Annotated in this window: 17 protein-coding genes; 10 read left to right on the top strand and 7 right to left on the bottom strand. The window is 36.6% G+C overall.

Going from position 1 to position 17671, the window contains the following annotated elements; all coding sequences use genetic code 11:
- Nucleotides 1–152: 152 nt before the first annotated feature.
- Both ribH and AEQSU_RS12360 read right to left on the bottom strand, forming a co-directional pair.
- Nucleotides 153–650, bottom strand: a complete 498-nt coding sequence (gene ribH / locus AEQSU_RS12365; RefSeq protein WP_014783206.1) for a 6,7-dimethyl-8-ribityllumazine synthase — start codon at nt 648–650, stop codon at nt 153–155.
- The gene (locus AEQSU_RS12360; RefSeq protein ID WP_014783205.1) at nt 651–1418 is read right to left on the bottom strand and encodes a tetratricopeptide repeat protein; all 768 of its coding nucleotides are present in this window, start codon (nt 1416–1418) and stop codon (nt 651–653) included.
- A 299-nt stretch (nt 1419–1717) separates the two neighbouring features.
- Between AEQSU_RS12360 and recF the strand changes: the two genes are divergently transcribed.
- The 3 genes from recF to AEQSU_RS12345 all read left to right on the top strand — a co-directional run bounded on the left by recF (nt 1718) and on the right by AEQSU_RS12345 (nt 3680).
- Complete coding sequence (gene recF / locus AEQSU_RS12355) at nt 1718–2803, top strand: DNA replication/repair protein RecF (RefSeq protein WP_042492473.1); 1086 nt, start codon at nt 1718–1720, stop codon at nt 2801–2803.
- A gap of 83 nt (nt 2804–2886) precedes the next feature.
- On the top strand, nt 2887–3315 hold the full coding sequence (locus tag AEQSU_RS12350) for a lipocalin-like domain-containing protein (RefSeq protein ID WP_014783203.1): 429 nt from the start codon (nt 2887–2889) through the stop codon (nt 3313–3315).
- A gap of 68 nt (nt 3316–3383) precedes the next feature.
- Entirely contained in the window at nt 3384–3680 is a 297-nt protein-coding gene (locus tag AEQSU_RS12345; RefSeq protein ID WP_014783202.1) for a DciA family protein, read from the top strand.
- 111 nt (nt 3681–3791) lie between these two features.
- Here the strand turns inward: AEQSU_RS12345 and AEQSU_RS12340 are convergent, their stop codons facing one another.
- Complete coding sequence (locus AEQSU_RS12340; protein ID WP_014783201.1) at nt 3792–4211, bottom strand: nucleoside-diphosphate kinase; 420 nt, start codon at nt 4209–4211, stop codon at nt 3792–3794.
- A 178-nt stretch (nt 4212–4389) separates the two neighbouring features.
- Between AEQSU_RS12340 and AEQSU_RS12335 the strand changes: the two genes are divergently transcribed.
- Genes AEQSU_RS12335 through AEQSU_RS12325 form a run of 3 tightly spaced genes read left to right on the top strand, consistent with a single transcriptional unit; the run spans nt 4390 to nt 7074 of the window.
- On the top strand, nt 4390–5412 hold the full coding sequence (locus AEQSU_RS12335) for a DHH family phosphoesterase (RefSeq protein ID WP_042492472.1): 1023 nt from the start codon (nt 4390–4392) through the stop codon (nt 5410–5412).
- Nucleotides 5402–5950, top strand: a complete 549-nt coding sequence (gldI, locus tag AEQSU_RS12330) for a gliding motility-associated peptidyl-prolyl isomerase GldI (protein WP_014783199.1) — start codon at nt 5402–5404, stop codon at nt 5948–5950. The genes AEQSU_RS12335 and gldI overlap by 11 nt, the downstream gene beginning before the upstream one ends.
- Nucleotides 5951–5967: 17 nt before the next feature.
- A complete protein-coding gene (locus AEQSU_RS12325) occupies nt 5968–7074 on the top strand; it encodes a peptidylprolyl isomerase (RefSeq protein ID WP_014783198.1) in 1107 nt (368 codons plus the stop codon).
- A 201-nt stretch (nt 7075–7275) separates the two neighbouring features.
- Here AEQSU_RS12325 and AEQSU_RS12320 read toward each other — a convergent pair whose 3' ends face one another.
- The gene (locus tag AEQSU_RS12320; RefSeq protein WP_014783197.1) at nt 7276–8727 is read right to left on the bottom strand and encodes an aminoacyl-histidine dipeptidase; all 1452 of its coding nucleotides are present in this window, start codon (nt 8725–8727) and stop codon (nt 7276–7278) included.
- Nucleotides 8728–8912: 185 nt separating this feature from the next.
- Here AEQSU_RS12320 and AEQSU_RS12315 point away from each other — a divergent pair, with 185 nt between their 5' ends.
- Nucleotides 8913–9980 (top strand): DUF3810 domain-containing protein, encoded by a 1068-nt coding sequence (locus AEQSU_RS12315; RefSeq protein ID WP_014783196.1) that lies wholly within the window; start codon nt 8913–8915, stop codon nt 9978–9980.
- A gap of 83 nt (nt 9981–10063) precedes the next feature.
- Here AEQSU_RS12315 and AEQSU_RS12310 read toward each other — a convergent pair whose 3' ends face one another.
- Nucleotides 10064–10915, bottom strand: a complete 852-nt coding sequence (locus tag AEQSU_RS12310; RefSeq protein ID WP_014783195.1) for a DUF6503 family protein — start codon at nt 10913–10915, stop codon at nt 10064–10066.
- A 127-nt stretch (nt 10916–11042) separates the two neighbouring features.
- A complete protein-coding gene (locus tag AEQSU_RS12305; protein WP_014783194.1) occupies nt 11043–13241 on the bottom strand; it encodes a T9SS type A sorting domain-containing protein in 2199 nt (732 codons plus the stop codon).
- Nucleotides 13242–13321: 80 nt separating this feature from the next.
- Between AEQSU_RS12305 and AEQSU_RS12300 the strand changes: the two genes are divergently transcribed.
- Entirely contained in the window at nt 13322–13564 is a 243-nt protein-coding gene (locus tag AEQSU_RS12300) for a helix-turn-helix transcriptional regulator (RefSeq protein ID WP_014783193.1), read from the top strand.
- A gap of 96 nt (nt 13565–13660) precedes the next feature.
- On the opposite strand, the gene AEQSU_RS16220 is transcribed toward AEQSU_RS12300, so the two are convergent.
- The gene (locus AEQSU_RS16220; RefSeq protein WP_014783192.1) at nt 13661–16105 is read right to left on the bottom strand and encodes a T9SS type A sorting domain-containing protein; all 2445 of its coding nucleotides are present in this window, start codon (nt 16103–16105) and stop codon (nt 13661–13663) included.
- A 205-nt stretch (nt 16106–16310) separates the two neighbouring features.
- Here AEQSU_RS16220 and AEQSU_RS12290 point away from each other — a divergent pair, with 205 nt between their 5' ends.
- The gene (locus AEQSU_RS12290) at nt 16311–17033 is read left to right on the top strand and encodes a carboxypeptidase-like regulatory domain-containing protein (protein WP_014783191.1); all 723 of its coding nucleotides are present in this window, start codon (nt 16311–16313) and stop codon (nt 17031–17033) included.
- 10 nt (nt 17034–17043) lie between these two features.
- Complete coding sequence (locus AEQSU_RS12285; protein WP_211206518.1) at nt 17044–17661, top strand: hypothetical protein; 618 nt, start codon at nt 17044–17046, stop codon at nt 17659–17661.
- Nucleotides 17662–17671: the final 10 nt, after the last annotated feature.

Raw genomic sequence — 17671 nt, 5'->3', positions numbered from 1 at the left:
TAGTGTGTTTTCTAAAGTAATTATGAATAGGTTTTGAACAAATACTGTACCAAGGAAGTGTTCAGTGTTTAGTGTTTAGTGTTCAGTTGCAGTGCGCAGTGAATCAGAATTCGGAACTTTGAACTTTGAACTTTGAATCTTGAATCTTGAATCTAAAACTTTGAATCCTTCCGAAGCTGCGCCATTTTTATTGCTGCGATCGCGGCTTCTGTTCCCTTGTTGCCGTGTTTGCCACCGCTTCGGTCTATGGATTGCTGTTTGTTGTTGTCTGTAAGCACACAGAAAATTACTGGAATGTTTCCGTGAACATTAAGGTCTTTTATGCCTTGAGCAACAGCTTCACAGACATAGTCGAAGTGTTTTGTTTCGCCTTGAATAACGTTTCCTATTGCAATTACGGCATCAAGCATATCGTAGCTTTGGGTCATTTGCTTGCAGCCGTAAATAAGCTCAAAACTTCCGGGTACGTTCCATCGAACTATGTTTTCATTTATAGCTCCACAATCTTTCAAAGCATCAAAAGCGCCTTGAAACATACCTTCGGTTATGTCGTGATTCCATTCTGAAACAACAATCCCAAACCGAAAGTCCTTCGCGTTTGGGATTGTGTTTTTATCGTAAGCCGATAAATTTGTATTTGCTGTAGCCATTTATTTTTTCATTGCTTCCGCTCGACCTGTATAGATTTGAGCTTTTGCAGCTTCGGTTGCTTTTGGATAATCGTCAGCTATTTTTTTGAAATGTGCCAATGCCTTGTCATTTTGGTTTAAAGACATTGCTGCAATTCCAGCTTTCAAAAGAAAACGTGGTGTTGTGAAATCGTTAGTTCGCATTGATGCAGCCTCTTCGTAATATTTCAAAGCATCTTCATTTTGCCCCAATTGAACAAAAGCATCGCCAATTGCGCCTTTTGCTAATGGTGCTAACATATCATCATCACTGCTGAATTTATCCAACTGCGCAATTGCATCTTGGTATTTGTTAGTGTTCAAGTAAGCCATTCCTGCATAATAATGCGCAAGGTTTGCCGCTTTTGTTCCACTGTAATTATCGATAATATCAATAAAACCGTATTTTCCTTCGCCACCTTGTAGTGAAAGATTGTAAAGTGAATCCTTTGCAGGAGCGGTCAAAGCTTGCTCCCAATAGTTCTGTGCTTGGAACATTTCGTTCATTGCCTCAGTTTCTTTTGGACCTTTAACATATTGTGTGTAGGCGAAGTATCCCAAAACACAAACCGCCACAACGATAATAAAACCTAAAATAGGTTTTTGGTTTTTTTCAACCCAAGCCTCAGTTCTCGACGCGCCTTGATCTAGCGTGTTAAATACTTCTGCAGTTGTGCTGCCGTCCTCAATCTGAGATTCTTTTTCAGCTTTATTTTTTGGTTTGCCTCCGCGTTTATTGTACGTTGCCATAGTTTTATTATATAGTGGCGCAAAAATAAAATTTTTAATGGAATTTGAAAGGATAAATATTTCTTATTTTTTAATAATTTGCAAAGCGACATTTCTTCATTTATAGACCGTCAATACTGAAAGAGTTAGAAGAAGTTTAAACAAATTCGTATTTCACTTAAGACAAAAGGACATAAGACGTAGGACAAAATCATTCGAAACGTCTTATTTTTACAACTTTTTACAACGCTTTTTGAATTGAATTTTTTAAATTTTTAGTCTTACGTCATAAGTCTAAAAGTCTTATGTCCTCTTTTTCTATGATTTTACAAAAACTATCCTTACTCAACTATAAAAATTTTGAAGCTGAAACCTTCGAATTCGACCCAAAAATAAATTGTTTTGTGGGAAATAACGGTGTGGGAAAGACCAATGTGCTGGATGCAATCTATCATCTTTCCTTCGGAAAAAGCTATTTTAATCCAATTACAACCCAGAATATAAAGCACGATGCCGAATTTTTTGTTGTGGAAGGTTCTTATGAAAGAAAAGATACACCAGAAAAAATTGTAGTTAGCGCCAAAAAAGGACAGAAAAAAATTATAAAACGAAACGGAAAGGCTTACGAAAAATTTAGCGAGCATATTGGCTTTTTGCCATTGGTAATCATTTCGCCGGCAGATAGAGATTTGATTATTGAAGGAAGCGACACGCGTAGAAAATTTGTGGACGGCGTGATTTCGCAGCGAGATTCAGACTATCTAAATACGCTCATCAAATACAACAAAGTCCTGACGCAGCGCAATTCACTTTTGAAATATTTTGTAGCGAACAATACCTTCAGCCAAGACACGATTGATATATATAATGAGCAACTTCACAATTTTGGCACTTCAATATTCGGAAAAAGAACTGCCTTTTTGGAAGAATTTCTACCAATTTTTCTGAATAGATACAAATCCATCAGCAGCGGCGGGGAGAGCATTAATCTGGTTTATGAAAGTCAGTTGCAGGATAATGATTTGTTGACGCTACTTCAAACTAATATTTCAAAAGATCGGTTTTCACAATACTCAAACTTTGGAATCCATAAAGACGATTTAGTTTTTGAAATTGACGGGCATCCAATCAAGAAATTTGGCTCTCAAGGACAACAAAAATCGTATCTTATCGCTTTAAAATTGGCGCAGTTCGATTTCATAAAAAACCATTCAAAAACAAATCCTATTTTGCTATTGGATGATATTTTTGATAAATTGGACGAAACCCGGGTTGAGCATTTAATTAGTTTAGTTGATAATGAAAACTTCGGACAGCTTTTTATTAGTGATACACATTACGAAAGGACTGAGAAAGTGATAAAGAAAGTGCATCAGACATATAAAATGTTTCCGTTAACCCCATAACTCTGTGTTCTCTGTGCCTCCGTGGTTTATAATTTACCACGGAGACACATGAGGACACAGAGAAAAAACAATTCATAATAATCATGAAGTTAAAGTTTATAATCATTCCATTATTGTTTCTTTTTGCAATTTCCTGCGAAAAACCAAACCCCAAAGAACAAATACAAAACCTAAGCGGTTATTGGGAAATAAAAAGCGTAAAAATGCCTGATGGTGAAAAGAAAGAATTTGATATAAATACAATTATAGATCATATTGAGGTGAATGGCGACAGCGGCGCACGAACGAAGGTTTCACCAAAGTTTGATGGTACTTTTACAACAAACGGAGTCTCGGAAAGCTTCACGCTAAAAATTGAAAATGACAGTTTACGGATGTATTACAAAACACCTTTTAACGAATGGAAAGAAACCGTAATCAAAGCAAAAGACAGCACATTAACTGTAATAAACAGAGATAACAAGATTTATACATATACTAAATTTCAAAAATTTGATTTTAGTGAAAAGTGACAAATGACTGACCGGAACGAATCAAACTAAACTTTTAAACTCATAAACTTCTAAACTTTTTTGGAACAATGGCAAAACGACACGCAGAAAACATATCAATTGGTGATGCTTTAAAGGAATTCATCGACACCAACCGACTGGAAAAAGGCCTGGACAAAGTGAATGCCAAAGAAGCTTGGGATGCCGTTATGGGAGTAGCAATTTCAAAATATACTACGGATATTAAATTGGATCGTGAAACTTTATACATACAACTTTCGTCATCCGTTTTGCGCGAGGAATTGAGTTATGGAAAAGATAAAATCGTTAAACTGCTTAATGAGGAATTGGGGAAGGAATTGATTAAGAAATTGGTTTTGCGATAAATTATTAACACCATCAAAACGTAGGCGCGCGATTAATCGCGTGCCTACAACAAATAAAAAACGCCCTCCAATCCGGAAGGCGTTTTTCTATTAAAAATATTTCGTAAATGCTTAAAACATTTCGCGACCAGCAAAATGAAAAGCACCTTCAATAGCTGCGTTTTCATCACTATCGCTTCCGTGTACTGCGTTTTCGCCAATAGAAGCTGCGTATAATTTACGGATGGTACCTTCGGCAGCATCTGCTGGGTTGGTAGCTCCAATTAATGTACGGAAATCTTCAACTGCATTTTCTTTTTCAAGAATTGCAGCAACGATTGGTCCGCGTGTCATATATTCTACCAATTCGCCGTAAAATGGGCGCTCACTGTGAACTGCATAAAATGCTTGTGCATCTTGTGTAGTCATGTGGGTAAGTTTTAACGCTACGATTCTAAAACCGGAAGCGTTTATTTTTTCAAGAATGGCGCCTATGTGTCCTTTTTCAACTGAATCTGGCTTCAACATAGTAAATGTTCTGTCTGTTCTCATCGTATTTTTTAAAATTTTGGCAAAAATAACTATTTGATTATGAAATGCAAGGATTTACCGAATGTTTAATTATGAAAATCAAATTAATCCTTTCACGTCATTATTTCGCGGGCGCGCGATGAATCGCGCGCCTACAATATTTTTGGGGTTAATGGGCTTTGTTGTATCTTCGCGCCCTATGAATAAGGAAACCACTCAAATCGTTGAAAAGCTACTCGCTTCCCCTCAAAAAATTGTAATCGTAGGTCATAAAAACCCTGATGGCGACGCAGTTGGCTCATGTTTAGGACTTTCCTTTTTTCTGAAAAGTTTAGGTCATAATGCAACCGTTATTATGCCAAATGATTTCCCAGATTTCTTAAAATGGATGCCTAGATGCGAAGAAATCGGTATCTACGAAAAGGAAGTTCAGAAAAGCACAGAAATAGTTAATGCTTCAGATATCATTTTCACCTTAGATTTTAATAGTTTGGACAGAGTTGGCGATTTTGAAGGAGTTTTGAAAGCAGCTTCAGCTAAATTCGTGATGATTGACCATCATCAACAACCCGCAGATTATGCCGTCGCCACCTATAGCGATGTAAAAATGAGTTCCACTTCCGAAATGGTTTATCATTTTATGGATGCTTTAGGCGAAGCAGATAAACTTTCAAAAGAAATAGCGATAAACCTATACACAGGAATTATGACGGACACAGGTTCGTTCCGCTTCTCCTCCTCTAGCCCAACAACACACAGGGTTGCAGCAAAGTTGATTGAGGCCGGAGCCGAAAGCGCTATTATAAATCAAAAAGTGTATGACACCAATAGTCCCGAAAGAATGAAACTTTTGGGCGTGGCTTTAAACAATCTGGTAATTCTGCCTGAAATGCACACGGCATATATCACTATGACTCAAAAAGAACTGGACGACCACAATTTCAAAAAAGGCGATACTGAAGGATTTGTAAATTATGCACTATCGGTGAAAGGGGTTGTTTTTGCTGCAATTTTTATAGAAAACAAACAGGAAAGTATTGTAAAAATCTCTTTAAGGAGTAAAGGTGATTTTTCAGTAAACGATTTTGCGAGAAACCATTACAGCGGCGGCGGACACATAAACGCGGCGGGCGGAAAAAGTTCACAAGACCTTAACAATACCATAAACGAATTTATTAGTATCTTGCCACGTTATAAAAATGAACTCACCGATGCTTTATAAGCTAGTTTATATTTTACTTTTTTCGTCCTTAATTGTTTCTTGCAAAAGCCCTGATGCCAGACGCCCAGTGCAAAGTAACTCCGGAAGCTTTATAACGGAATCTGCAGACCGAAACAAAAAAATCTATGACGAGGAGAAAGATTTCATTCAAAAAATTATAGCCAAAGACACAATCCACGATTATATCTCGTCCGAAAATGGTTTTTGGTATTTCTATAATACAAAAGATACTACCACTACCGAAATGCCAGATTTGGGCGATATAGTAAAATTTACTTACGATATTAAGCATCTAGACGGCAGCGTTATTCTTTCAGAAGAAGAAAACGGTTTGCAACATTATAAAGTAGATAAAAGCAACCAAGAACTAATTTCTGGGGTTCGCGAAGGCATAAAATTAATGAAAGAAGGCGAGACAGTAACCTTCCTTTTTCCTTCCTATAAAGCTTATGGCTATTATGGTATTGAAGAAAAACTCGGCACCAATATTCCGGTGCAGAGCACTGTAACTTTACATTCAATTGAACAATCAAACTAAATTAATTAAACAAAACGATGAAAAAACTATCATTTTTATTTTTATCTCTTACGCTTGCATTTGCCTCTTGTCAGGAAAAATATCCAGACCTTAAAGATGGTGTATATGCTGAATTTGTGACTAACAAAGGAACATTTATTGCAAAACTGAAAAACGAAACTGCACCACTTACCGTTTCAAACTTCGTAGCACTTGCCGAAGGAACCAACGGTATGGTGGATTCACTTTACAAAGGCAAACATTTTTATGATGGGCTTACTTTCCACCGCATAATCAAAGATTTTATGATTCAAGGTGGTGATCCTAAAGGTGACGGTACTGGAAATCCAGGTTACGCATTTCCTGATGAAATTAATGACACTATTCGTTTCAACAAAAAAGGTCTTTTAGCAATGGCTAATTCAGGTCCTGGAACAAACGGAAGTCAGTTTTTTATTACCTTAAAAGAAACTCCTTGGTTAGACGGTCGCCACACAATTTTTGGTGAAATCGTAAAAGGTCAAGAGATTGTAGATTCTCTAGGAATGGTTGAAACCGAAAAACCTGGCGACAAACCAAAAGAGCCAATTATTATTGAAAAGGTAAACATTATCAATAAAGGCGATGTTAAAGTTCCTTATTTCACAGAAGAAATGGGCAAACTTGAAAAAGAAAAGAAAGAAAAAGAAGAACGCATCAATAAAGTAGCCGCTGAACAAGTGTCAGAACTTAATGCTTTACGTGCTAAAGCCGATTCACTTCCTTCAGGAATTAAGATTTATTTTAATGAAAAAGGTGAAGGACCTCAACCAAAAGAAGGCGACAAGATTTTAATGAACTACGCTGGTTATCTTGCAGACGGACATATGTTTGATTCAAACATATTATCTAACGCAGAAAAATTTGATATGGTTGACGAAATGCGCAAAGCTGCTGGACAATACACACCAGTTCCTACAGATTACAGCAAAGACGCACAGCTTATCCCAGGATTCCGTGAAGGTCTTTTGAATATGAAAGTTGGCGACAAGGCAACTATATTCATTCCTTCACATTTAGCTTATGGCAAAAGAGGAATTCCAGGAGTTATCCCTCCAGATTCTGAATTGATATTCAACCTTGAAATTGTTGAGATAGCGAAATAATTCTAAGTGTATTTTAAACACAAAAAGAGGAACCAGTTTTTAAATTGGTTCCTCTTTTTTATTGAATCAAGAATCAGGACTTAAATAAATTAGGACAGATTTTTATTCAATTTTTAGCAGATTCAAAATTAACCGAACCAAACTTCAACCATAACCTAATCCGTCCTGTATCCTATAGCGCAGCGTTCCTGTTTCCTGCGTCTATTTCTTCGGAATGTTCTTCAAAATTTCAAGTACAAATTCCCAATACTTTTGAGCAGAAGAAATACTTGCGCGTTCATCAGGAGAGTGCGCTCCTTTAATTGTTGGACCAAAGGAAATCATATCCATCTCAGGATAATTCTGTCCTAAGATTCCACATTCCAAACCAGCGTGACAGGCGGCTACATTAGCTTTTTCGCCATTCATTTTTTGGTAAAGATTATCTAAAACTTTCAGAATTGCACTGTCCATATTTGGTGCCCAGCCTGGGTAATCTCCAGCTAGTTTCACTTCGTAACCAGCAAGTTCATAAGCAGAACTTAATGCGTTTGCCAAAGCTTCTTTAGAAGACTCTACAGAGCTTCGGGTTAAATTTTCAATTTTTATATTTCCCTTGTCAACTGTTACTTTGGAAATGTTGTTTGAAGTTTCCACCAAATCTTCAATATCCGGACTCATTCTGTAAACCCCGTTGTGCGCAGCGTTCATTGTGTTTAAGAATATTATTTGATCGCTATTAGCCATCACTTTTGAAAATGATTCCTCAGATTTTTCAGCAGAAATAGAAAGATTCGGTTCTAAAGATTTGTATTCAGCAAGAATTACTGACTTCATCTTTTCGAATTCAGTTTGAAATTTTTCTTCGTAAGAAACTACAACTTGCGCAACGCTTTCACGCGGAATTGCATTGCGAAGACTTCCACCTTCAAGTTTTGCCAATTGCATAGAATCCTTAGTTGCGTAAAGCAAACGGTTCATCAATTTGTTGGCGTTACCCAAACCTTTTATAATGTCCATTCCGCTGTGACCGCCGTTTAGTCCTTTCACTTTAATAGTAAACGTTTTGGAGTTTTTCGGTGCTTCAGTTTCGCTATAGGTACCTTTTGCGGTAATGTCTACTCCACCGGCGCAGCCTACTCCTATTTCGTCATCTTCTTCGGTATCGAGATTTAAAAGAATATCGCCTTTCAGCAAACCACCTTTCAAGCCTTTGGCTCCCGTCATTCCTGTTTCTTCATCAATTGTAAAAAGAGCTTCGATTGCGGGATGTTCAATTTCATTGCTCTCAAGGATTGCCATAATCGTGGCAACGCCCAAACCATTATCTGCTCCCAAAGTGGTTCCTTTTGCGCGAACCCAATCGCCATCAACTACCATTTCAATTCCTTGTGTGTCAAAATTGAAATCGGTATCGTTGTTTTTTTGGTGAACCATATCTAAATGGCTTTGAAGAACCACAGCTTTTCGGTCTTCCAATCCTTTGGTTGCGGTTTTGCGAATTATTACGTTACCAACTTCATCTTCCATCGTTTCCAAACCAAGACCTTTTCCGAAGTCTTTCATAAAAGCAATCACGCGTTCCTCTTTTTTTGAAGGACGCGGCACGGCGTTTAGGTCTGCAAATTTGTTCCAAAGGGCTTTGGGTTCTAGGTTTCTTATTTCTTCGTTCATAGTTTATGTTTTTGGTGTGAAAAAAATTTGCCACAGATTCACGAATAAATATGTTTTTTGTTTGTTGTATTTCTTCGAAATACTTTGAAAACATTCGTGAATTCCTGGCACATTCCCACAAAATTACGGTTTTACAACCGCTATAAAAATTATGTGGGGAAAGAATTACTTTGTAAGTTTGAATTATGCAAAGACGAACCGTTTTAATCATTGCGTTACTGCTTCCTCTACAAATTATATTACTTCAAATTCTGAAGCATTTTCCAGAATTTGTAGAAAAATATTACAGTTTTGGGTTTTACCCAACGCTTTCCAAAGTATCGCGCTATCTTTTTGGCTGGGTTCCGTTTTCTGTTGGCGATTTGTTTTATTTGCTGATTGCGGTGGTTGCAATACGGTGGATTTATAAAAATTTCTATAGACTTAGGTTTGAGCCAATTCGGGTTTTGTTAGATATTACGGCTTCAGTTTCTGTGATTTATTTTATGTTTCATATTCTTTGGGGTTTCAATTATTATCGGCTTCCGCTGCATCAATCGCTTCAGCTAAAAAGCGATTATAGTTATGAGGAGTTGCTCTCAACAACCAAGCGTTTCATCGAAAAAAGTAACGAAATGCACCGCAAATTAGGCTATGCAGATTCGATTAAAATTGACATTCCATACACTCAGCAGGAAATGTTCAAAAAATCATTAAACGGTTATAAAAATCTTGAAAAGGAATATCCGCAACTTACTTATTCTCCACGAAGCATCAAAAAAAGTGGTTGGAGTTTAGGACTAACTTATATGGGTTATAGCGGTTATTTGAATCCTTTTTCTGGGGAAGCTCAGGTTAATAACCTCATCAAAACTTATAAATTTCCAGTGGTGGCTTGTCACGAAGAAGCCCACCAAATAGGCTACGCTGCCGAAAACGAAGCTAACTTTATTGCAACTTTGGCAACGCTTCACAACGAGGATCCTTACATTCAATATGCAGGATATATTTTTACGCTTCGCTATTTGATAAATGAAGTGGCACGCGATGATGAAGCCGAATATTTTGAAATTGTAAAAACCATAAATCCCGGAATTTTGAAAAGCTACAAGGAAATGCGTGACTTTTGGGATGGATACGAAAATCCATTTGAAACATTTTCAAAATTGTTTTGGGACAATTTTCTGAAGGCAAATAACCAAAGCCGTGGTATTATGAGTTATGATTATATGGTGGCGTTGGTTGTGAATTATTTTGAGGATAAAGAGTTGTGAGTTTGTTAATCCGTGAATTTGATGTTTATGGAAAAAAATCTTCTCGATTCTACCCTCTAAAAACTATCAACTAACAACACGAACTATTTAACGTATTGCGCTTCCGCAGGTTTGTCAAAAACAGATGGATCGAGAATCGTTTCTGTTGCTGTGATTTTATCAAATTTGATACTCATATCTTTTCCTTTCGGTTTTCCGTTTTCAACTTTGTACCAACTTAGTTTTTCTGGCAATAATAGTCCGTTTACATCCTGCCATTTGTCGTATTTTATATAATGCCAATCATCACTTTTCTTTTGATCCTTAAAAGTTACGGTGTATGCTAACCAAGCCATTTTGTTGGTTTCTTGATCGAAGTACAAAATGTACTCATCTTTTGATGAATCTCCTATTCCGTCGTTATAAGAAACTTTAAAACCATTGTACATTTTTCCATCTAATTCTGTTGGTTCAACGGCTGTATAATTAGTTCCAGGATCTGCAATCACGAAAGGCATAGCATAGAAATAAAACATCAAATTATGATAAAATACTGGGTTGCCCTCATAGCCCAAATCGTGCTTTAGTAGCCAAACTCCTTTGCCATCATAACCTATAGACCAATCTTTAGATTCTATTTTGCTTTTTCGATCTGGCAGCGAAATTGTGTGAGTTTCATCACCGTTTTTTCCTTTCATCTCAAAACATAGGTTGTTCATCATTTTCCATTGCTTTAAACCGCCGTGGGCAGAGAAAACAGCTTGTAGCGGAGCAGGAAATTCTTTTGGTTTTTCAATTTGTTTTTGGGTAACTTCTTCAGCGGAAGTTTTTATGGAGTCATGTTCCAAGGCTTCGACACGACGATCTTCTGTGGAAGTATCATCACTTTGCTTTTTGTCGTTTCTGCAAGCTGAAAGTGTTGCAATTACTGTTAGTGCCAAAATCAGTTTTTTCATCAGAATGGTTTTTAGTTGCTTAAAAGTAAAAAAGCTTCCCGAGTTTGGGGAAGCTTTTTAGAAAGGTTTGTGATTCTTTGAATGCTGAGACCTCGGTGTTGGATGACAGATGACCGAACAACATAATTTAATTCTTTATAATTTTTCTAACCGCAACATTTCCTTCGGAAGAAATCTTAACAAAATAAACTCCGTTTTCCAATGAAGAAACATTTATCGTTAACTTACCATTCTGCGGAAGCATTTTTTCAGAAAACAATATTTTTCCTTGAATATCATAAAGCGAAATAGTTGTTTCTAAAATCAATTGTGAGGATTGAATCGTAAAGCTTTCAGAAGTTGGATTTGGTGAAATGCTTAAATCCTTAAAATTGAAAGAATTTACGCCTATGAAAACTTCGTCATCCAAAAAGTCGGGAATGCTATTTCCGTTGGTATCATCATCAATTGGAGTGCCATTATTGTTGTAATCTTCATCTTTCGTTAAAGTGCCATCGCCATCATCGTCGCTGTCTAAATAGTTTTCAACGTTGTCGCCATCAGTATCTATGTAAATATAGGAAGGAGCGACTCCTGCACCGATTCCGGTGGTTTCATCAATGGTTAGTACTGTATCGCCGTCGTCATCATTATCTAAATAGTTGGGGATGCCATCGCCGTCTGTATCGTCGTCGTTTAGATTGCCATTACCATTTATGTCTTCGTCTTCATTGGCTATTCCGTCGCCATCTGCGTCTGGTGCGGTTTCATCTGTAAGTATTAGGAAGGACGCTATTTCAAAACAACCTGTGTTGAGAGTGTCTATCCGAACATAAATTGTTTGTGGATTAATCGTATTTGCATCGGTTGTAGAATTGACAATAGGATTTATACCATTATTGGCATCTGCTAAGTTTTCAAAGAAATAAACTTCATAATCTGAAGGATTTAAACCCGCCAACATAACAGGAATATTCACAGTCAGGTCAAAAATCGCAAAACCATCACCATCGCCTTCGTCTATAAAAAGGTTATTGGGTTGGGTTATTGGAGGTCTTTCTTTTACAATTAGTTCAAGTTGTACAAGCGTATAACAACCTAAAAGAGCTGGTGGCACATTATTAGTTACCCGTGCATAAACTACTTGATTAAATGGAACTGTATTCGTGTAAGGCATGGTGATCTCGGTTCCTGGAACTCCAGCTTGTGCTTCTGCTTCTGATACGTAATAATAAATTGATACGTCCAATTCTCCATTTAAAATTTCAGTATCTCTAAGCGTTAAATCCCAACTGCCATAAATACCATCGTAGTTATCATCACAGACTATAAGTGGCGTTGGATTTGTGTTGGGGCTTGGGTTTGGTAATACAGATAATGTAAGAGTAACAAGAGTTTTACAGCCAAATGCGTTTTCAACTCTACCAATTACTGTTTGCGGAGTAGCTATATTTTGATAAGACTCTGGATTTAAAATTGGGATTTCATTTTGTTCATCTGCAAGCGTTTGATACCAAGTTACAATAAGTGTGGGATCGCCACCTGTAATCACTAGATTATTTACGGTAAGATCAAACGTACTAATTCCATCAGTTGGGGAGCTTCCATTTAGTTCATCATCGCATAACATCATACCAAAAGGGCCGTAATCTGGAGGTGTTAGATTAACAATAATTGGTAGCGAAACAATATCGTAACAACCTTCGGCACTATTAGGGTTTGGCGGAATGGTTCCATTAGCATTACTTACAAGCAAAATATAAATATCCTGTGCGTAAGCTTGAATATTGAAGTAAGATTGTGGATTGGAGACTGCCTGTGAAAAATCAGGATTCGTAATCGCTAAATCTCCAGCGGTAGTTGCATCTGCTAAAATTTCGTAATAATAAAGGTCAAAACCCAAAGGATTTAAACTTCCAAGAACCTCTGTGGCTGCAACTGTAAGATCAAAAAATGTAAAACCATCAGCAACTGCATCATCACATTTACGCAATGGTGCGGGAGTGTTTGCTATGGGAGAGGAACGCACTTGCAAATCCATATCGAACACTGCAAAATTTTCAGCTCTTACATAAACCACATCATTATAGGCGATGTCGTTGATGTAAGGATCCACAATTTCATTTTCCGCATTCTCTGCATCTAAAAGTGTACGATGATAAGTTACACTAACACTTGGGTTTCCGTTTTGGATCTCCTCATCCTTATCATGTAGAGTGAACTGTTCAAAACCATCATTATTATTATCACAAACCGCTAAAGGGGTTGGATTTTCATTAACAATTATTTGAGCATACACTGAATGGGATATAGTTAAAAAAGTAAAAAAAAGTAAGAATAGTTTCATAGGTAATATTTTTCCCGCAATATATAAAAAATAGTTTACAACATATCCGTTGTGTAAATAATCTTAATAAAACCTGCTCTTTGTTATCTGCAATGGAGATAGACAAAGACATAGAACTCATTAATCTTGGCAAAAGGGTTAAAGAAATAAGGCTGTCCAAAAACCTTACCCAATTTGACTTGGCAGTTCGAGTAAACAAAGACCAACAATCCATCCATCGGCTTGAAGCTGGAAAAATAAACCCTTCATATATTTACATGCTCGAGGTTTGCCAAGGATTGGATATTCCTGTGACCGAAATCTTTAATAATAAGGAATTATAGTTTCAAGGTTGGGGCAAATTGTATTCAAGTCGAAAATGCTTAACCCCAGCAAATTAATCTTAGTCGCAAAAAGTTTGTGATTTTTAAAGCTTTAAGCTAATTCTTCAAAAGCTTTTTTACAACTGTATTCCCTTCCGAAGCAATCTTCAAAAAATAAACTCCGTTTTCCAAAGAAGAGACATTCATCGTTACCAATCCATTCTGCGGAAGCATTTTTTCTGAAAACAATAGTTTTCCTTGAACGTCATAAATTAAAATACTTGTTTCTGAAACCAATTGTGAGGATTGCACGGTAAAACTTTTAGAAGTTGGGTTTGGTGAAATGCTTAAGTCTTCAAAAGCAAAGGAGCCTACGGAAATAGTTTTGTCTGCTTCAATTTCAAAGGAAGCTATTTCAAAACATCCCGAGTTTATATTTTCAACCCGAGTATAAATTAATTGTGGATTTGTAAGGTTTTGATATACTGCGGGATTTGCAATGACGAATTCATTATTCTGCGCGTTTGCTTCGGTTTCATAAAAAGAAACCACATAATTAGCTGGATTTAAACTTCCCAAAATTACTGGAATGTTTACTGTAAGATCAAAGATTGCAAAGTCATCTCCATCGCCATCGTTTATAATCAGATCGATGGGTTGGGTTATTGGAGGCGTATCATTTACTATCAATTGCAGTTCTACAATATCATAGCAACCTTGGCTACTGTTCGGGTTTGGTGGAATAGTTCCGCTAGCATTAGCAACCAACAAAATATATATTGTTTGTGGATTTGTAGTATTCACAAAGTTCAGCGGACTAGAAATTGCTTGTGAAAAATCTGGATTTGTCATTGCAACATCTCCTGCTGCAATGGCTTGACTAAAATCTTCATAATAATAAAGATCAAAACCCACTGGATTTAAACTTCCAAGAACCTCTGACTCTACTATTGAGAGGTTAAAGAGTGCAAAGCCATCATTGTTATCATCACAAACCCTTAAAGGCGCAGGCGTGTTGCCAACAGGCGTAGCGCGTACTTCCAAAGCAAAAGGAACGATGCTTATTTCGTTATTACTACTATTTTTAACTCTTGCCCAGATTCCACCGGTTCCAAAACCTGGAAGTTGGGAATCTGTAATTGGTGCATCATAAAACCTTTGATCGTTAACATACAGATTAACTACTGGTAAATCTCCATTCTGAGCATCTGTAAGAGTTTTGTGATAAGTTACTGTCAGGTTTGGATCGCCCTGCGTAATTAAAGGAGTCTGTATCGAAAGATCAAAAGCTTGAAAACCATCGTTGTCATCATCACAAACTATCAAATTTGCAGCGGGATCTTCAATATCTATATATTGAAGTACAATTGGAAATACATATTCATTATTCCCTTCATTAGTTTCAGGAATCATTCCATCGCCATCAATTACGGCTACAAGCGCAAAATTTGAAGGTGTGCCAACGGGAATGGGAATGGTAATCAAATTGGTTAACGTTCCTCCTATTGGAATTTCTTGATTGGTAAAATCTTCCGCAAGCAGCACATTATCTGCATAAAATCTTACAGATGTATTTGCAGGCAATACATTTGTACTGTTCACATTGCTAACGGTATATGTTGCATAAATCTCGTCGAGTTGTGGTGAGACCGTAACTCCATCAATCGCAATGGTTGCATCGGGCAATTCAGAATTTACAGAGGTAATGATGTTATTTACCATTATAAAATCCTGTTGTGAGGTGAGTTTAATATCAATTTGGGTATCGCCGGGTTGTATGAGCCCCGTTAACTCATAATAATCCAAATCCATATTGTAAAGCGTATTCGAGTTTGTATAACTGTTCGTACCATTAAACGCGTTATTAGATGGATTTAGTGGTAGATTACTAACTAAGCTATTATTAATAAACAAACTTTCGCCATTCGCAATTTGTTGATCGCCTTCCCAAGCTAAAAAACCAATTTTGGCTAGAATATCACTTTTAGCATCAATGTTGGTAAGATGTATATCTAGTGTATTATTGGTCGCAGATACTGCTTCCAAACCATCAAATAGAGAAATTTGGTTCCACAATAATGCTGGATCTTCATAAACAACGATGATAGACCAACCTCCATAATTAGTGCCGCCGTCACAATAAGCGAACAGACCTCCGGAAATATCCATATCAGAAAAAGTGTAATTGCCATTCCCATTGGTTTCAACTATTGCTGTAACATCCGCATTTGCTGCAAAATATGGTTTTCCACTATATACAAGTGAAAATGTTCTTTCAGCAGAAACATCAATTCCATTCAACTTTACATCAAAGTCGCCTACTGCAGAACCAGACCAATATAATTTTGCCGAGACCAAAGTTTGGCCAGTACTTAAACTTAGCGTTGCACTGCTTTGAGAAAGAATGGTACAAGTAGGATTTTGGTTTTCAAATTCATTGAGTGTATTCCCGATAGCAGTAAAATCATATTGACCATTAAACTGTTGCGTCAAATCAATAGGTTGTGCAAAAACTGAAACAGAAGATATATTTAAAATAAAGAGGAGTAGAAATTTTTTCATCTATAATATTTTTTGGCAAGATAAAAAAATACTTTTAAATCTCTTTGGCGAAATTTAGCATTTTAAAATTTATAATAACGTGGGTTTTTAGTATTCTTGTTTCATATAAGTGCGTAGCTATGAAATGCCCATTAACAAATTGCAAACCAACCGAAGATGTATATTGGGGCATTCCATCTTCCCATTTCTCAAATAGTATATAAAGATGAAAAGAAAATATTTTTTTACCTTCTTATTTTTAAGCTTTATTTTAACGCTACAATCATTCCAATGCGAACCAGAGATTAAGGACGACAGCCGCATTTTAATAAAAGGAAGCCTTGTTGATAGCAATAATAATCCGCTGCCGAATATTTCAGTGCGCTGCCAGTCCTCCTATATAATTTTGGGCGAAAGCTATAGCGACGCCAACGGTCAATTTCAATTTACATCTTTAGAAACTGAAACCAATAACCCGCTTAATATTATGGTTAATTTGAAAACTGATGGCTATAATTATTATGGTGGTGGGTATAATAATTATGAATTGACAGAAAACCCCAATTATTCAGCAAAAAAATATTTTAATGACGCTATCAACCGTAAAACCTCTACCACATATAATTTAGGACAAATAAAACTTAATGAGGCTGCACATTTAAATCTTTTATTTACAAATGTTCCTGGTGATAACAATCGGGTCGCTTATAAACTGGAATTCCAAAGCGCTGTTTGCGCGATAGATCTTAACGTTAATAATCCTGAAGATTGCTTAATAGATGAAGAATATTACAATCAGTTAGATATTAATTCCACTAGCTTTCAAACTAATCTGGATAGCCAATTGGGAACATCGGTACTCTTAAAATATATTTTGAACGATGAACCCGAACAAACCATTACAATACCACTAACAAATCTTGAAAACACCTATGTCTTTGAATATTAGACTCCTTTTTTTGACACTTGCAATTACTACTGCCGCAATTGCACAAGAAACAGAAAAGCCAAAAAACTCTGAAGCCGAAACAAAACAAGAAGCAGAAGGACCTGGTAAAAATATAGGTAGTATAGAAATTGGCACTTATTTTCCACTAGCTTTTGGCAATAATTTTGTGAACGATGGAATGGATTTAAAACTTGGCGCCCGCTTATCTTTTAAAGTGGACACGTATAAAGGAATATACATTGGTCCTTATTTCAGTTTTTTTAATGGAAACGTTACCAATCGTGAGCTTCTAGGAAACTACTACGACACAACTAATTATACTTTAGGATTGGTAGCTGGTTACGAAAAACACATCGATAAATTTGATCTCAGCATCGGTATTGGCGTGGGTGCGTCTTCATATAAAAACAATAGGTTTGAAGATACCGCTACCGCCGTTTGGCTAAACCCAGAAATTAATTACCGTTTTACAAATTATCTAGGCGTGTATTTTGCTCCAGAATTGCGCCACGATTTTATGAATATTGATACTCCCGCAGAACTAGAAGATACCTTTAAAGGTGTAAACTACCTAAACATAAGTTTTGGGCTTCGTATTAGTTTGGGGACTGCTTATAAGCATCTGTAACCTATCTTTG

Origin of the sequence: Aequorivita sublithincola DSM 14238, from assembly GCF_000265385.1 — a bacterium.
In the GTDB taxonomy this organism is placed as follows: domain Bacteria; phylum Bacteroidota; class Bacteroidia; order Flavobacteriales; family Flavobacteriaceae; genus Aequorivita; species Aequorivita sublithincola.
The sequence above is the reverse complement of the archived record's forward strand: the minus strand, read 5'-3'. Positions and strand labels throughout refer to the sequence as shown.